This window comes from Marinobacter sp. es.048 (genome assembly GCF_900188435.1).
In the GTDB taxonomy this organism is placed as follows: domain Bacteria; phylum Pseudomonadota; class Gammaproteobacteria; order Pseudomonadales; family Oleiphilaceae; genus Marinobacter.
Map to the genome: position 1 here is coordinate 1,084,494 of NZ_FYFA01000002.1, position 16,557 is coordinate 1,101,050.

Annotated in this window: 13 protein-coding genes; 2 read left to right on the forward strand and 11 right to left on the reverse strand. The window is 58.9% G+C overall.

Annotated features, from left to right (window positions below; translation table 11 throughout):
* Window positions 1-12: 12 nt before the first annotated feature.
* The 4 genes from tsaB to ppc all read right to left on the reverse strand — a co-directional run bounded on the left by tsaB (window position 13) and on the right by ppc (window position 5,726).
* Complete coding sequence (gene tsaB, locus CFT65_RS16015) at window positions 13-708, reverse strand: tRNA (adenosine(37)-N6)-threonylcarbamoyltransferase complex dimerization subunit type 1 TsaB (RefSeq protein WP_088829058.1); 696 nt, start codon at window positions 706-708, stop codon at window positions 13-15.
* 34 nt (window positions 709-742) lie between these two features.
* A complete protein-coding gene (adk, locus tag CFT65_RS16020; RefSeq protein WP_088829059.1) occupies window positions 743-1,396 on the reverse strand; it encodes an adenylate kinase in 654 nt (217 codons plus the stop codon).
* A gap of 201 nt (window positions 1,397-1,597) precedes the next feature.
* On the reverse strand, window positions 1,598-2,968 hold the full coding sequence (locus CFT65_RS16025) for an HDOD domain-containing protein (RefSeq protein ID WP_088829060.1): 1,371 nt from the start codon (window positions 2,966-2,968) through the stop codon (window positions 1,598-1,600).
* A gap of 112 nt (window positions 2,969-3,080) precedes the next feature.
* Window positions 3,081-5,726 carry a phosphoenolpyruvate carboxylase gene (ppc, locus tag CFT65_RS16030; protein ID WP_088829061.1) on the reverse strand — a complete coding sequence of 882 codons (2,646 nt, stop codon included), beginning with the start codon at window positions 5,724-5,726 and terminating at the stop codon, window positions 3,081-3,083.
* A gap of 104 nt (window positions 5,727-5,830) precedes the next feature.
* On the opposite strand from ppc, the gene CFT65_RS16035 reads away from it, so the two are divergent.
* Window positions 5,831-6,064, forward strand: a complete 234-nt coding sequence (locus CFT65_RS16035; RefSeq protein ID WP_088829062.1) for a hypothetical protein — start codon at window positions 5,831-5,833, stop codon at window positions 6,062-6,064.
* A 32-nt stretch (window positions 6,065-6,096) separates the two neighbouring features.
* Here the strand turns inward: CFT65_RS16035 and CFT65_RS16040 are convergent, their stop codons facing one another.
* The 5 genes from CFT65_RS16040 to cysM form a co-directional block, all read right to left on the reverse strand.
* Window positions 6,097-6,441, reverse strand: a complete 345-nt coding sequence (locus CFT65_RS16040) for a pilin assembly protein (RefSeq protein ID WP_088829063.1) — start codon at window positions 6,439-6,441, stop codon at window positions 6,097-6,099.
* A 136-nt stretch (window positions 6,442-6,577) separates the two neighbouring features.
* Window positions 6,578-7,423, reverse strand: coding sequence for a nucleoside triphosphate pyrophosphohydrolase (gene mazG, locus CFT65_RS16045; RefSeq protein WP_088829064.1), 846 nt, complete (start codon window positions 7,421-7,423; stop codon window positions 6,578-6,580).
* Complete coding sequence (gene relA, locus CFT65_RS16050) at window positions 7,420-9,657, reverse strand: GTP diphosphokinase (protein ID WP_088829065.1); 2,238 nt, start codon at window positions 9,655-9,657, stop codon at window positions 7,420-7,422. The genes mazG and relA overlap by 4 nt, the downstream gene beginning before the upstream one ends.
* A gap of 57 nt (window positions 9,658-9,714) precedes the next feature.
* Window positions 9,715-11,064 (reverse strand): 23S rRNA (uracil(1939)-C(5))-methyltransferase RlmD, encoded by a 1,350-nt coding sequence (gene rlmD / locus CFT65_RS16055; protein WP_088829066.1) that lies wholly within the window; start codon window positions 11,062-11,064, stop codon window positions 9,715-9,717.
* A 26-nt stretch (window positions 11,065-11,090) separates the two neighbouring features.
* The gene (cysM, locus tag CFT65_RS16060; protein ID WP_088829067.1) at window positions 11,091-11,984 is read right to left on the reverse strand and encodes a cysteine synthase CysM; all 894 of its coding nucleotides are present in this window, start codon (window positions 11,982-11,984) and stop codon (window positions 11,091-11,093) included.
* Between the two features lie 225 nt (window positions 11,985-12,209).
* On the opposite strand from cysM, the gene CFT65_RS16065 reads away from it, so the two are divergent.
* The gene (locus tag CFT65_RS16065) at window positions 12,210-15,083 is read left to right on the forward strand and encodes an ATP-binding protein (protein ID WP_088829068.1); all 2,874 of its coding nucleotides are present in this window, start codon (window positions 12,210-12,212) and stop codon (window positions 15,081-15,083) included.
* A gap of 12 nt (window positions 15,084-15,095) precedes the next feature.
* Here the strand turns inward: CFT65_RS16065 and pdxJ are convergent, their stop codons facing one another.
* Window positions 15,096-15,836 carry a pyridoxine 5'-phosphate synthase gene (pdxJ, locus tag CFT65_RS16070; protein WP_088829069.1) on the reverse strand — a complete coding sequence of 247 codons (741 nt, stop codon included), beginning with the start codon at window positions 15,834-15,836 and terminating at the stop codon, window positions 15,096-15,098.
* On the reverse strand, window positions 15,826-16,554 hold the full coding sequence (gene recO / locus CFT65_RS16075) for a DNA repair protein RecO (protein ID WP_088829070.1): 729 nt from the start codon (window positions 16,552-16,554) through the stop codon (window positions 15,826-15,828). The genes pdxJ and recO overlap by 11 nt, the downstream gene beginning before the upstream one ends.
* Between the last annotated feature and the right edge of the window lie 3 nt (window positions 16,555-16,557).

A 16,557-nucleotide genomic window follows, 5' to 3' on the forward strand; every position in this document is an offset into this window, starting at 1 on the left:
CAAGCGTCGCGACTATCGGCCAGGCAGCTTTTTCCAGGCCACTTCATCCCTGATATACACCGGCTGAGCCTGCTCCGCTGGCACCGCCTTTCCCTGCTCGCAGGCGATCGCCGCCAGACGCGCAACCCAGGCTGCACGGAGCACCAGGGTTTCGTCGATGGTCTCGACCCGCTCTGATACCTCCGCCGGCATGTTGGACCGATACTGCCAGCCCGGGCCTGCTCCGCACCAGCGTTCAGTACCTGCGGGCAGCGTCACCGCCTCCGGAGGACAGACCTGTTCCGGCGCCAGCGGCACCGGGAGTCTTGCCCGCGCAGCGAAACAACCCCAATAAACCTCTCCCATACGGGCATCGAAAGCCACCGCAATGCCGGTGTCCTCGGGGACGTCCAGAGCATCAATGGCGCCCAGGGCAACCGCCTCTAGTGACGAGACGGGCACCACCGGGATATCCAGCCCCCAGGCAAGACCCTGTACGACGCCGGTTGCGATTCTTACACCGGTGAACGAGCCGGGGCCGCAGGCAAACGCCAGTGCATCCAGCTCTGCCGGAGCCAGTTTTTTCTCCTCCAGCAGTTCCCGCACCATTGGCATCAGCAGCCGGGTATGACCTCTGGGGGCAAGCTCGAAGCGTTCGGAAATTTCGCCATCAACAAGAAGGGCTGCCGAGCAGCCCTCTGATGACGTATCCAGTGCCAACAGTTTCACAGGTGAGGAAACCTCAGGTCAGGATGCCAGTGATTTACTTGAGCTCAGACAGGATCTGGTCGCGAATGTTGTCCAGACTGCCAACGCCTTCCACGCGGACATATTTCGGGGCCGCTGAAGAGTCTTTCGATGCCCAGTCCTGGTAGTAGCCGACCAGCGGTGCGGTCTGATCGTGATAGATTTTCAGACGCTTGCGAACCGTTTCCTCCTTGTCGTCCTCACGCTGAACCAGCGGTTCGCCGGTTTCATCATCCTTGCCCTCTACTTTGGGCGGATCGTATTTCACGTGATAGATGCGACCGCTGCCCTCATGCACACGACGGCCGGACAAACGACTGACGATTTCTTCGTCATCGACGGCAATTTCAACCACGTAGTCGATAGCAATACCCTGGTCTTTCAAGGCCTCGGCCTGGGGGATGGTCCGGGGGAAGCCGTCCAACAGGAAACCGTTCTTGCAGTCCGGCTGCTGGATGCGCTCTTCGATCAGCGCAATGATGATGTCGTCAGACACCAATCCGCCGGTCGCCATGACTTCCTTGACCTGCTTGCCCAGCTCGGACTCGGCTTTTACCGCCGCCCGCAGCATGTCACCGGTGGAGATCTGGGGAATATCAAACCGTTCAGTAATGAACTGGGCCTGAGTTCCCTTGCCTGCGCCCGGTGCGCCTAACATGATGATTCGCATAACGCTGTGCTCCCGTTTTAGTCATTATCATTTGAAAAGCTGTGGCAAAAACCCGTGCCTTTGCGACAGCCTCTCCTGCCCGGGACAGGTGTCAGCCGAAACCGGCGAAGGCGCATTATACGAAGTCAGCCACGTCAGAGAAAGTCGACCTCCGTATCATGCACCGGAAGTGCGCATTTCCCAGCGAATAACGACAGGGTGTCAGGATGACAGGGAGCTGGCCAGTGCGTCCAGATCCGGAGCCACGCGATCCAGCTCTGCATTCACTTCTTCCATGACATCCGGCCGCAGCCCCAGGCCTTCCAGCAAAGCCGGCACGTCGTCGGGGTTGAATTCGTCACCAATACCACGGTCTTTCAGCAGGGCATTGGCCAACTGAACCATCAAGACATAGTTCTCATGCTCGCCGTGGTAACCGGATTGCTGATGAACACCGGCCGCCTTGACCACCGGATCCGGCAGTTGCCACAAACGGTGCAGTATCCCGCCAATGGCGCCATGGCCCACCGACAGGATTTCCCGACTATTGCCCTGCCCGAACACCTGTTGCTCGAGAGAGTGCATGCTGGCTTCGGGATTGGCCTCGCGAAGCTCATTGAGTTCATCAAATTCTGCCGGGAAAAGATGCCCGACCAGTAAAAGGCCGAAGTTGTGCAACAGGCCGCACAGATAACCCAACCCTTTCTCGGCGCCGCATCGGGGTGCAATGATCTGACACAGGAACGCACAATACAGCGAATGGCGCCAGAAATTATCCATACCCAGAATCCCCTGGCGCGGCACTTCAAAGGCGCGAACGGAGGCAATACCCAGGGCGATGTGAGCCACACGGTCAAAGCCCAGAACGCGGGTGACCGCTTCCTGGACTGAATTGATCTGGCCGGGATAATTGAACAGTGCGGACCGGGCATAGCGCATGATCTGAGCGGTCAGACTCGGGTCAAACTCGATTAGCTCGGCAAGCTCCCGGGCGGTGGCGTCGGTATTGGCGGTCAGCCGTAAAATGCGCAGCGCGAGTGCCGGCATAGGTGGCAGGCGGTAGAGTTTCTGGAGTTTGTCGGCCACTTCCTCGAGCGTCAGCGCCTCGCGGTTACCATTGCCGGGCCCTCGGATAACCAGGTGTCCTTCCCTGGCACCTGCCAGTGCCAGCCGGAGTGATCGGCCATCCATTTCTATCAGGGAATGATCAGTGCCGCTGGAGAACACAGCCTGATCTGCCTGCATGACATCTTCATCCACGATCACGGGCAGTTCGTAGGCCTGCCCGATGGGTGGCGTGAAGCCGGGATCGCAATCTCCGAACAGACGCATGGTCTGACGTGCGGTCAGCGGCTGAAGACGCCGACCGGTCAACTGGTGGACTGCATCCGGATCCAGGGAACTGTCGAACTTGTGCACAGCCATCACGACACCGGTAATATCGATCAGGAGAGTGGCCTGAATAAAGGCGTCCTGCGACAGGCCCGAGGCCATAACCGCCGCATCGAGGCTGGTCACCTGATCAATTGGCAGCTCTCGATAGCTGATGCCCTTGCGGGCAAGAAAACGTTCCAATCGTGCAGCCAGAGCCACAGCTTACTCCCTTTGTTCTTTGTTATTGACCAGGCTACCCGGCCTTTTCTCGCACTATTTCCCGGCACTATTTTCGGCACTATTACCAGGCGCTATGATCAGCGCACGTTGATCAGCCGGTGTTGCGCATACCCGCGGCGATGCCCGCCATGGTGACTTTAAGGGCCCGTTCCACCAGTTCCGGCACCTCACCCTTGCCCTCACTTTCCCGATCCCGCCGCAGCAATTCAGCCTGCAGGTAATGCAGTGGATCGGTGTAGGGATTACGCACCCGCATAGAGTGCGCGAATACGGGTTCGCCCTCAAGCAGATCCGTCTGCTTCTTGAGTTCCAGAAGCCGTTCAATGCACCCCTGGAGCCGGCTCCGAAGGTTTTCACCCAGGGCTTTCAGCCGCTCATCGTCCAGCAGGGTCTGCTCATAATAGCTGGCGATGCGCAGATCCGCCTTGGTCAGCACCATCTCCAGCATATCCACGTAGGTGCGGAAGAACGGCCAGCCCTGCATCATCTCCCTCAATACTGGAAGCCGGTTATCCCGGGCTGCTTCCTCAAGCGCGACATCACTGCCAAGCCAGCTGGGCAGCATCAGCCTCATCTGGGTCCAGGCGAAAATCCAGGGTATGGCCCGCAGGCTTTCCACGCCGCCGGTGGCCTTTCGTCGGGCCGGCCGGCTGCCAAGAGCCAGTTTACCCAGGGCCTGCTCCGGTGTGACCTGCCGGAAATAGGGCACGAAATCCGGATTCTCCCGAACCACATCCCGGTAGGCTTTCAGAGACCGCTCGGTGAGCCAGTCCATGGTTTCCCGCCAACTGTCCTCTGGCTTGGGAGGCGGGGCCAGCGTGGCTTCAATCACCGCGGTGGTATAGAGCGTCAGGCTCTGAACCGCCAGGCGGGGCAAACCAAACTTGAAGCGGATCATTTCCCCCTGCTCGGTGATCCGGAAGCTGCCGTTTACCGAGCCCGGCGGCTGGGACAGAATTGCCCGGTTGGCGGGCCCACCGCCGCGGCCGACGGTGCCACCCCGACCGTGGAACAGGGTCAGATGCACACCATACTGGCGGGCAACCTGTGTGAGCTTCTCCTGTGCCTGGTACTGGGCCCAGGCCGCCATCAGCTGGCCGGCGTCCTTGGAGGAATCCGAATAGCCGATCATGACTTCCTGCCGGCCCTGGCAATACTCCCGGTACCACTCGACCTCGTACAGTGCCGACATGCTGTCCGGCGCACCTCGCAGATCATCCAGGGTTTCAAAAAGTGGGACGACCCGCATAGGAAACTTCATCCCGGATTCCCGCAGCAGCAGAATAACACTCAACACATCAGAGGGCTTGCTAGCCATGGAAATCACATAGGAACCCAGGGCTTCCGGGGTTTGTTGCGCCACCACTTCGCAGGTTGCCAGCACCTCCCCGACCGATTCAGACGGCTCCCAATTGCGGGGGACCAGCGGACGTCGGCCCTGAAGCTCCTGCACCAGAAACGCCTGGCGCTCCTGCTCTGACCAGGACAGGTAATCCCCCAACCCCAGGTAATCGACCATCTCCGCGACGGCCTCTGCGTGGCGGCTCGCTTCCTGGCGGATGTCCAGCCGGATCAGCGGCAGGCCGAAGGTGTGCGCCCGCCGGATGGTATCCAGCAGCGGGCCATTGGCAATATCTTCAAGACCGCACTCGACCAGCGACCGATGGCAGAGCTCCAGGGGGGCTGTGAAATCCTCGTTCTCAAAAAGAATCCCGCTTGCGTCCGCTGTTTCGCCATTGACGCTCGCCTCGGCCCAGTCACGGGTTTTGATCAGCCTTTCACGAAGTTCGGCGAGCACATGGCGATAGGGCTCCCGGGAATCGCCAACAATGGCCTTGAGCTCGTCGCTGGCCTGCCACATGGACAGTTCGGCCCGCAGCGCCTGAATATCCCGAAGATAGAGATCCGCTGCCATCCAGCGGCCGAGCAGGAAGACCCGGCGGGTGACCTTGTGGGTAACATTCGGATTGCCATCGCGATCACCGCCCATCCATGACGCAATCCGGATAGGTGATGCCTGCAGGGGAAGCCCCCTCCCCGTCGCATCCTCCAGAGATGTGTCGAGGCTCCTCAGAAACTGTGGCAAAGCCTGCCACAGACTGTTCTCGATCACCGCAAAGCCCCACTTGGCTTCATCCACTGCGGTTGGTCGCTCATGGCGGATCTCATCGGTATGCCACGCTTCCGTTACCAGTTGGGACAGGCGGTTAACGATCTCTTCCCGCTCGGCCGGCATCAGGTCGTCGTGGTCCAGCCGTGCCAGGCATTCCGACATTTCGTCGTATTTCATGATCAGGGTACGCCGGGCCACTTCGGTGGGGTGTGCCGTCAGCACGAATTCGATGCGCAGATCCACGACCCGCTGATGCAGTTCTTCGGGGGTGACGCTGCCCTGTTTGAGCCGCTCAAAGACCTCGCCTAGTGATTCGACCATGAGATCAGACTGGTGACCACGTTTTCGGCGAATGCCATGGTACTGCTCGGCGAGGTTGGCGAGATTCAGGAACTGATTGAAAGCCCGGGTCACAGGAAGAAGTTCGTCATCTCTCAGCTTGCCCAGCAGATTCACCAGCCGCTGGCCTGAACCGCTTTCCTGGCGACGGTCGGCCTTGGCCGCCGCACGGATTTCTTCGATCAGCTCATAGCATTCCTGTCCGGGATAGCGTCGGATGCTCTGGCCCAGCAGATCGCCCAGCATTCGTACGCTTTCTCGGAGTTCGGGATGTAGCTCAGTCACATTAGCGTCCTTTTGAATTGACGGAGGCAAACTAAACTTACGATACTAAGGAACAGTCAAGAAAGTCTATTGGCGATTCAAGCCTGTAGCTGCAAGGAGTTGTCATGAAGGTCACTGATTTGCCCAAACACTGGGAAACCCAAAAAGAACCCGTGGAACGCACCCACGATTACAACCTGCGTCTGCCGCTGGAAGATGCTGCACGCGTGTCTGCACTGGCGGAGCTTTACCCGGACCGCAGTGAAAGCGATATTCTGAACGACATGATTGGCGCAGCGCTGGACGATCTGGTTCGCCAGAGCCCACTGAAGGACAAACTGGAAGGGAAGGATAAGTAGTTAGCGACGGGCAGCGTTCGCTGCCCGTGTCGTCAGGCGACTGATTCCAGCTGACGGGCCTTGAGGCGCTGGATGTGCTTCTGGCTCAGGCTGACGAACTTTGGAGTCAGGCCCTGATCTTCGTAGATCTCGAAGCCATCCTCATCGTAAGCCACCACTTTAGTGCCCTGAACATATGGAAAGCTGGTTTCCATCTCGTCCAGTGCTGCAGAAATCAGATCCCGCATCAGATCCTGAGGTGACTTCATCGGGTAAAGCGCTGCGAGCTTTTCGAGGCGTTTGTGATGCTGGTCAGACAACGCCGCAAAGTATGCGTCTCGGGTAAGCCGACCACGTGCATGCTTGTCCCAGTAGTTGACCAGATCTTTGATTTTCATGGTGCCTTCACTCCTGCATCTTATTGATGGCGCACGGCGCACGAAAACTGTGCGTCCGTTTTCGGAAGTGTAGACGAAGCCGTCGGTCCGGGGACGAGAAAATTGGTAACGGATTGTACCTACCGGCCCGCCCTGTTCAGTCCCGCTCTACGCCTTTCACCGCCTGCCAGACGGCGTCCAGCGCCTCCAGTGATTCTTCGTCCATGTCGCGGCCCTCGCTCTCAAGCACACGTTCGATCGCCCGGAAGCGGGCATCGAATTTGTGGTTGGTCCGATTGAGAGCCTGCTCAGGGTTAACTCTCATGAACCGTGCCAGGTTCACACAGACGAACAGAAGATCGCCGAGCTCATCCTCAACGGCATCGGGATCGCCGGTGCCAGTCTGCGCAGCTTCCCAGGCCTCCTTGAGCTCATCGATTTCCTCATGGAGTTTGTCGAAAACGGGGCCGATCTCCGGCCAGTCGAATCCGTGCCGGGCTGCCCGTTTCTGGAGCTTCTCGGCCCGAGCCATTGCGGGCAGCGTCCGGGCAATGCCATCAAGCCGGCTTACCGAACCGCCGGCTTCCGGTGCCGGCTTCATTGCCCGCTCCTCGGCCTTGATTCGCTCCCAGCTTTCCTTGATCCAGGCCTCATCCGGCCGCTTATCAGGATCAATGCGACTTTCCAGTGTGCCTTCGGGAAAAACATGGGGATGCCGACGCACCAGTTTCTGAACCAGATGATCGACCACGCCGTCAAAGTCGAAGTGGCCGTCTTCACGTCCGATCTGGGCATAAAAGATGACCTGGAACAGCAGATCTCCCAGTTCATCTTTCAGGTGCGGGTAATCTTCACGATCAATGGCATCGGCAACTTCGTAGGCTTCCTCCAGCGTGTGCGGCACGATGGTCTTGTAGGATTGCCTGGTATCCCAGGGACAGCCGGTCTCCGGATCCCGGAGCCGGGCCATGAGGGTTTTCAGATCGTCGATGGTATAGCTCATCCGCGTTTACGCCTTACATCAATGATATTGGGCAGGTTACGGATCTGTGCCAGCAACCGCGCCAGCTGCTCCAGGCTGGAAATCTCCACGGTCACGGTCATGGTGGCCGTGTTCTCGTCCTTGTTGCTCAGGGTATTGAGCGACAGCACGTCACTCTTGGAGGCCGACAGCACCTGTGTGATATCCCTCAGCAGTCCGGACCGGTCATAGGCTTCGATCTCGATATCAACCGGATAAACTGCCGCCGGTCGTCCACCCCAGCTCACCTCAATGATCCGATTGGGTTCGAACTCACTCAGGTTCAGAAATGTCAGGCAGTCCTGACGATGTACCGTAACGCCCCGACCGACCGTAATATAGCCACCGATAGCATCACCGGGCAGTGGTTTACAGCATTTCGCCACCTGGGTCTTGAGTTTGCCAACACCCAGGATCTGGATATCGGATTCGGTATCGTAGGGTTTGCGGCGCTGGGTGCTGAGTTTCAGATCCAGCTGTTCGGACTTGGGCTCCAGCATTTGCTGGGCCATATTGGCGACATGAGTGGGGCGAAGGTCTCCAGCACCCGTGGCGGCAAACATGTCCTCCGCACTGTGATAATTGACCTTCTTGGCGAGCTCACCAAGATCCACGTCATACAGAGAAAGGCGCTTGAACTCGTCCTCGAGGATCGCGCGGCCGTCGATGATATTGCGGCCACGATCCTGCTGTTTGAACCAATGTGTCACCTTGGCCCGGGCCCGGGATGTCTGGATGTAACCAAGGCTCGGGTTGAGCCAGTCACGGCTGGGAGCCGGGTTGTTGGAGGTCAGGATAAATACTTGATCGCCGGTTTTCAGCGGATAGGTCAGCGGCACAATACGGCTGTTTACGCGCGCACCACGGCAGGCATGACCAATTTCGGTGTGAACCCGATAGGCGAAATCCACCGGCGTTGCCCCCTGGGGCAGATCCACCACATGGCCCTCGGGCGTGAAGACATACACCCGGTCTGAAGCCACATCGGATTTCAGGTGGTCGGCCAGCCCGGAAAGGTCACCCAGCTCTTCCTGCCATTCCAGAACCTGGCGCAGCCAGTTGATCTTGGCATCGTACCCCGTGGACTTGTTGCCTTTGTCCATCCCCTTGTACAACCAGTGGGCACAGACGCCCAGCTCCGCCTCCTCATGCATTTTGTGGGTTCGGATCTGCACTTCCATGACCTTGCCCTCCGGCCCGATCACCGCCGTGTGCAGAGACTGGTAACCGTTTTCCTTGGGGTTGGCTATGTAGTCGTCAAACTCGTTCGGAATGTGGCGCCACAACGTGTGGACAATACCCAGGGCCGCATAACAGTCGCGCACTTCCGGTACCAGGATACGCACGGCGCGGACATCGTAGACCTGTGAAAAATCGATGCCCTTGCGACGCATTTTCCGCCAGATGCTGTAGATGTGCTTGGCGCGGCCGGACAGCTCACCCTCAATGCTGTAGGCCTTGAGTTCGGTCTGAAGAGTTTCGAGAACCCGCTTGATGTAGCCGTCACGATCGAGACGCTTCTCGTCCAGCAGTTTGGCGATCTTTTTGTAGGCGGAGCTATGCAGATAGCGGAAAGACAGGTCCTCGAGCTCCCACTTGATGTGACCGATGCCAAGACGATGGGCCAGGGGCGCGTAGATATCGAACACTTCCCGGGCCACGCGCATGCGCTTTTCTTCCGGAGCATCCTTGACCGCCCGAATGGCACAGGTCCGCTCGGCGAGTTTGATCAGGGCAACCCGGACGTCGTCGATCATGGTCACGAGCATCTTGCGGACGTTGTCCAACTGGCCTTCACTCTGGCCAAGGACGTTCCCTTTCAGCGGGTGATGGATGGACGAAATAGCCGCCATCTGCTGCACACCGTTGATCAGGCCTGCCACCTCGTCGCCAAACTCCTTGCGTATCATCTCAAGCGGAACACGCTCTTCCCGCACCGCGCGGTAAAGAATCGCTGCCACCAGGCTGGCCTGATCCAGGTGCAGCTCCGCCAACACCTGAGCCATCTCGATGCCGATCCGGAAGCTGCTGGAGCCCGGCGCCCACTGCCGGTCCTGCCGGAACGCCTGCAGATCAATCTCGGCCGCCTTTTCGCAGGCCTTCCGAAACTGATCCGGGTCTTCCAGGTGGGTCTGCGAGGCTATCTGGTGTACCCACCCCTCGATATCCACCTGGCCATCGCCAGTCATTGCGTAGTCTTCGCGAACTTTTACCATATCAGTCTTGTTATTCCTGATGGTTTCCGCAGCCACCCCTGACTGCCCACAACATCGTCAGCCGGAATCCCGCTCGAACAACGCGATGGATTCCACATGGGTGGTGTGGGGGAACATGTCCATCACACCCGCGCGCACCAAGCGATAGCCGTTGCGCACCATAACGCCTGCATCCCGTGCCAGGGTAGCCGGGTTACAGGAGACATAGACTATCTTCCGGGCGCCGAAGGCAGTCAGGTACTTGCAGATTTCCTCGGCACCGGAACGGGGCGGATCAATCAGGATCTTGTCGAACCCCTCCTTCGCCCAGCTCTGGCCGGTGAAATCCCCATGCAGATCGGCACCGTGGAAAGCGACATTTTCCAGACCATTTAGTTCCGCGTTTTCCCGACCGCGCACGACCATGGTCTCGTCTCCTTCCACACCAACAACCTGTCCTCCTCTTCGAGCCAGTGGCAGCGTGAAGTTCCCCAGACCACAGAAGAGATCCAGGACACGCTCACCCGGCTGAACATCCAGCCATTCCACGGCCCTGTGTACCATCTCGCGGTTAATGCCTGCATTGACCTGGGTAAAGTCCATGGGATGAAATTTCATGGTCAGGTCGAATTCTTTCAGCCTGTAGCTCAATTGTTCATCATCCCGACCAGAGGATTCGGGCCAGATCCGATGCACGGTGTCGGGCCCTTTTGGCTGCAGGTAAATATGCAAATCGTGGGCCTGCCCAAAGGCGATGAGCTTTTCCCGATCATCGGCCGAGAGGTCATCCATGTTCCGGAACACCATTACTGCCACATCATCGCCACAGGCAACCTCCACCTGGGCGATTCGGCTGAAGGCCTCCAGATCATGCAGCATGTTGCGCAGGGGCAATATGCGATCGCCAATCCGTGGATCCAGCACCACACAGCGATCGATGTCGGTCAGGAAACTGTTACGTTTCTCCCGGAATCCGACCAGAACGGATTCCCTCGCCTTGACGTAACGAACACCCAGGCGAGCCTTGCGACGATAGCCGAGGCTCTCCTCCGAACGCAGTGGCTCAATCCACTCCTCGGGCTCAATGCCCCCGAAATGGGCAAAATGCTCCCTCAGGGTGTTCTCCTTGAACTCGATCTGAGCATCGCCACTCATGTGCTGGAGGCTGCAGCCACCGCAAAGGTCGGCAAACTCACAGGGCGGCGTCTGGCGATCGGGGGCGGCTACCAGAACCTCTTCCGTGCGCAGCTCATCGAATTTGCTTCGGCTCGAAACTACTTTCGCCATCACCGTTTCACCAGGCAATGCCCCATCCACAAACTGGGTCTTGCCATCCTGACGGGCGATTCCCCGGCCATCATGGCTCAGCGTTTCAATCTCACAGCGCACGGGCTCTTTAGGAAGAACCTTCCTGCGTCGTCTGCTCATAGTAGGGTCTCTTGATAAAATCGTGTTCAGGCGCCAGGAAATACACCGGTGGAAAGATAGCGGTCGCCGCGGTCACAGATGATGGCCACGATGATGGCGTTTTCAACCTGCTGCGAGAGCTTGAGTGCCGCCGCAATCGAACCGCCGGAGGATACGCCACAGAAAATGCCTTCCTCGGAAGCCAGGGCCCGCATGGTGGTCTCGGCTTCTTCCTGGCCTACATCCAGCACCTGGTCGACGCGGGCCGCATCGTAGATTTTCGGCAGGTAGGCTTCGGGCCAGCGCCGGATTCCGGGGATGGATGCGCCCTCCTTTGGCTGCAGTCCGATAATGCGGATATCCGGGTTGCGCTCCTTGAGGTAGCGGGACACGCCCATGATGGTACCGGTGGTGCCCATGGAGCTGACAAAATGTGTGACACGCCCGCCGGTCTGCTCCCAGATTTCGGGGCCGGTGGTTCGGTAGTGCGCCAGGGGGTTGTCCTGATTGCTGAACTGGTCCAGTACCGTACCCTTGCCTTCCGACTGCATCTTGAGGGCCAGGTCACGGGCCGTTTCCATACCCTGTTCCCTGGTAACGGTAACGATCTCCGCACCATAGGCCCGCATGGAAGCCCGACGCTCTTCACTCATGTTCGCGGGCATGATCAGGACCATACGGTAACCCTTGATCGCAGCAGCCATGGCCAGGGCGATGCCGGTGTTGCCACTGGTTGCCTCGATCAGGGTATCGCCCGGTTTGATGTCGCCCCGGCGCTCCGCTTCCTGAATCATGCTGATGGCCGGGCGATCCTTCACCGAGCCGGCAGGGTTGTTGCCCTCCAGCTTGGCCAGAATCACGTTACTCGTCTCACCGGGGAGACGCTGCAGGCGAACCAGAGGGGTGTGCCCGACATAATCTTCAATGGTGGGAAAATGCATATTATAACCCTGTGGTACACTTTTGGCTTCGCATGATACGCGTTATCGCCCCGGTCTCCCAATACAGCTTCTCGCTATATCCATGACCGGCGGCTATATCCGCCACGGGATTTTCCGGTACTGTCGGGACTGATACCACAGTTATCTCTTTCCGGATCAGCTATTCTTAACACGGATGTTTTCCGCTCTGCGACGCGGACAAAAGCAATAATTCAGGATCACGGTATGCGACGTTGGGGCATTCGCAAGAAAGTGTTGGTGGTAACGCTGGTTCCCACCCTGCTGACCACCCTGATGCTGGGGCTGTTCTTCACCTACAGCTGGGTTAACAATATAGAAAGCCTGCTGAAGGATCGGGGCGAATCACTCTCCCGTCAGCTCGCCGCCGGCTCCGAGTATGGCCTGTTTACCGCCAACCGCAGCCTGCTCAGCAGTCTCTCCAATGCCCTCCTGGAAGAGCAGGACGTCCGCTCCATTACCTTCTTTGGCAGTGACGGCTCGCGCCTGCTTCATACCGGACCGGGAAGCTCCGAGTCCGTGCAGTCCGGGGAACTCACCGCCGAGCACGCGACCCGAATATCCCGGGAAAACAGCACCCGCTTCATCACCCCCGTTTTCCTGCAGGATCTGATGATCGAGAGCATGCTCGACCCGGATGTCCGCCAGTCGATGTCGAATCTGCGGGAACCTCTGGGCTGGGTGGTGGTGGAAATGTCCCATATCCGCACCGAAAAGGAGACGTACAAAGCCCTGCTGATCTCCCTGCTGCTGATTCTCGGCGGCGTTATTCTCAGCATGGTCATCGCCCTGCGGCTGAGCCGGGCGTTTATCAATCCGGTGTTTGAGCTTAACGAAGCCGTTGCCAAACTCAAGGAAGGCAAGCTGGACACTCGGGTCTACACTGGGGCAGGACCGGAATTCGAGCAACTGGAGTCCGGGCTCAATGCCATGGCCGAGGAGCTGAGCAAGGCACAGGCCGAAATGCAGCAAAACATCGACCAGGCCACCGAGGATCTGCGGGAAACGCTGGAGACCATCGAAATCCAGAACATTGAGCTCGATTTCGCCAGAAAAGAGGCTCTGGAGGCCAGCCGGATAAAGTCCGAGTTCCTGGCCAACATGTCCCACGAAATACGCACACCGCTGAATGGCATCATCGGTTTCACCGAACTGCTCCTGAAGAGTCCACTGCCGCGGCAGCAACGTGACCACCTGAGCACCATCAGGAAGTCGTCGGAGATACTGCTCACCATCATCAACGACATCCTCGATTTCTCGAAGATCGAAGCCGGCAAGCTGATCCTGGACCGGGTGCCTTTCCAGTTGCGGGATATTGTCGAGGAGGTCATGGTGATGCTGGCGCCGGCTGCCCATGCCAAGAACCTGGATCTGGTGCCGCTGGTCTACAACGATGTGCCGGACAACATCATGGGTGATCCCTTGCGGGTCAAACAGGTGATCACCAACCTGGTCAACAACGCCATCAAGTTTACCCAGACCGGCGAGGTGGTCCTGCGGGCGAGCCTGGAAGAGGAAGAGACTGACACCAACAGGGTAACCCTGCGCCTGAGTATCACGGATTCCGGCGTGGGTCTTTCCCGGGCCCAGCAGCAATCCCTGTTCAATGCCTTCAGCCAGGCCGATGCCTCCACTGCACGGCAATACGGTGGCACCGGCCTTGGACTGGCCATCTCGAAGCGTCTGGTAGAAGAGATGGGGGGCAAGATCGGACTCGAAAGCGAACTTGGCAAAGGCTCAACCTTCTGGTTCACCCTCACCTCGGAGCTTGCCACCAGCGGTGAAGCCATTGCGCCCAGGGATGCCCTGCGAGGGGAACGGGTCATTTACCTGGAACAACAGAAAACAACCGGTCTGGCCGTGGAACACCTTTTACGGGACTGGGGCATGGTGGTCGACCGGGTCGCGTCGCCGGGCGCACTGCAGGAACACATTGAAGAGGCCCAGAAAAGCCAGGCAGGCTATGCCGTTGCCATTCTGGGCATTACCCGCCACCTGCTCAATTCCAGTCAGTACTGCGGTCTTGTCCGTACCCTGGAGATCGAACGGGATTGCCGGACGTTGCTGCTGACTCCCACTCTCGAAACCCACGACACACCGCTATCGGGACTTGCCAGCGGCCATCTCACCAAACCGGTGTGCAGAGGTTCCCTTTACGACGAGCTTCTGCTGCTGGTACACGGCATCAATTCCAGCGGGCGGGTTCCCGACTATGAGATTTCGGCCAACCGCGCAACCACCACGGATGTGCCGCGGGTACTGGCCGTGGACGATAACGACGCCAACCTGAAGCTGGTGATGACCCTGCTGGAAGACTGTCAACTGGACGCCGAAGGAGCTTCCAGCGGCTTTGAAGCCCTGAGCAAGGCCAGACAGAAACCCTTCGACCTGGTCTTCATGGACCTGCAGATGCCTGGCATGGACGGGGTAGAAACCACTGCCAGGCTAAGGGAGATGGATACCGGCAATCACTGGACCCCGATCATTGCCCTGACCGCCCATGCCCTGGCGGACGAGCAGGAACGACTGACGAAGCAGGGCTTCGATGGCTACATGCCCAAACCCATCAGCAGTGGCCAGCTCAACGACATCATTCATGAGTACACCGGCTACGTGTGCCCGAAGAGCGGCAGCGACGGCCGGCTTCCCGTTCCGGAAGTTCGCGACACCCGTCGGGCGCTCCGGCCTTCAACACGCAAAATGCAGCAGGATTGCGTCAGCGTGGAGGAGAGCATTCAACTGGCCGCAGGCAAGGCGGACCTGGCCGAGGAACTTTTCAGCATGCTGCTGGAGCAGGTACACGTGGATAGCGAGCGGATTCCGGAACTCTGGGCCAACGACAACATGGATGAGCTGCTGGAGTGTGTTCACAAGCTCCATGGCGCTACCCGCTACTGCGGCGTACCGGAACTGAGAGCCGCAGCCAACCATCTGGAAACGGCCATCAAATGCTCTGCTCCGGATCTGGAGCACCAGAAAGACCAGCTGCTCTCGGCCATGGAGCGCCTGCAGATCTGGAGCGACCAGACCGATTGGCAGCAGCTGTTCCGGGAACGCCATGAGGCCGCCGAAACGACCTGAGGCTGCCCCGTCTCAGACCCGGCTTCGGGCCTGATCGATGATGGCTTTCATATCCCGGACCGCCTCTTTGAGACCGGTAAAGACCGCACGGGCTATGATGGCGTGGCCGATATTCAGTTCGTTGATGCCATAGATTGCCGCCACTCGCTCGGTGTTGTGGTAATGCAGGCCATGGCCCGCATTCACAATCAAACCCTTTTTGCGGGCGTAGGCGACGGCATCGGCAATGGTTTTGAAGGCGGCGTTCTCGGCTTCAGGTGTTTCGGCCTCGGCATACTCTCCGGTGTGCAGCTCCACTACCGGCGCGCCGCAGCGGACCGCGGCATCAATCTGGACAGGGTCCGGATCAATAAACAGTGACACCTCGGCACCAATCCGGGCCAGGCGCTCACAGGCCTTGGCAACCCGGGATTCCTGACCCTCGACATCCAGACCGCCCTCAGTGGTCAATTCCTCACGCTTTTCCGGCACCAGGCAAATACATTCCGGCCGGACCTGCTCGGCAAACGCCAGCATGGCATCGGTAACAGCCATTTCCAGATTCATCTTGGTCTGGAGCACCTCTTTGAGCAGCAGCACATCCCGATCCTGAATATGACGCCGGTCTTCCCTGGGATGGATTGTGATGCCGTCTGCGCCGGCCTCCTCGGCCATCAGCGCTGCCTGAACCGGATCAGGGTACCGGGTACCCCTCGCCTGACGGAGGGTGGCAACGTGATCAATATTGACGCCAAGCAGTACTCTAGGATTCATGGGATTCTCCCCGAAGGTGAGTGAAAAGGCTGCGACTGTTCAGGGGGCGTCCCTGGAGAAGGTAATCGATCAGGACTCGCATGACCCGTTTTGCCAGCCGCCGACAGCGCTCCGATTGCAAATTTTCCCCGGCGAGATCAAGCAAAACATCGCCCGGAAGATTTCGCAGGCGCACACCGGGCGACAGCCCGGACACTATGCCCTGCTCCGGATCATAACAATACTCCCCGCCGGGCTCGACGGATTGTCCGGTATCGGTGGCACGATCCCAGGCAAAGTCATAGCCGAGGGCGGAGGCAAAGGCGAGCTCAAACCGCCGAAGCACCGGCTCCACATCCCTGGTGTCAGACAACTGCCCAATCGCATCGATGTAGGCTGCAAAGAGCGTGGGATGGGGATCTGCAGCGGGCAGAATCCGCTGCAACAGTTCATTCAGGTAGAGGCCACTGTAGAGCGACACTGTCCGGGTGATTGTGGGGCCGGTTCGCACATCGACCTGGGTCAGGGTTTTCAGATCGCCTCGACCGGCCCAGTCCACAACCAGCGGCTGAAACGGCTGAAGCTGGGCCTTAAGTGGGCTCTTGGCGCCGCTCGCCCCGCGGGCAATGAGCGTCATGCGTCCGTGGTTCAGGGAAAAAATATCCACCATGAGGCTGGTTTCCCGCCAGGGACGGCGGTGAAGGACATAAGCGGGCTCCTGCAGCTCAGGCCCCTTCATAGC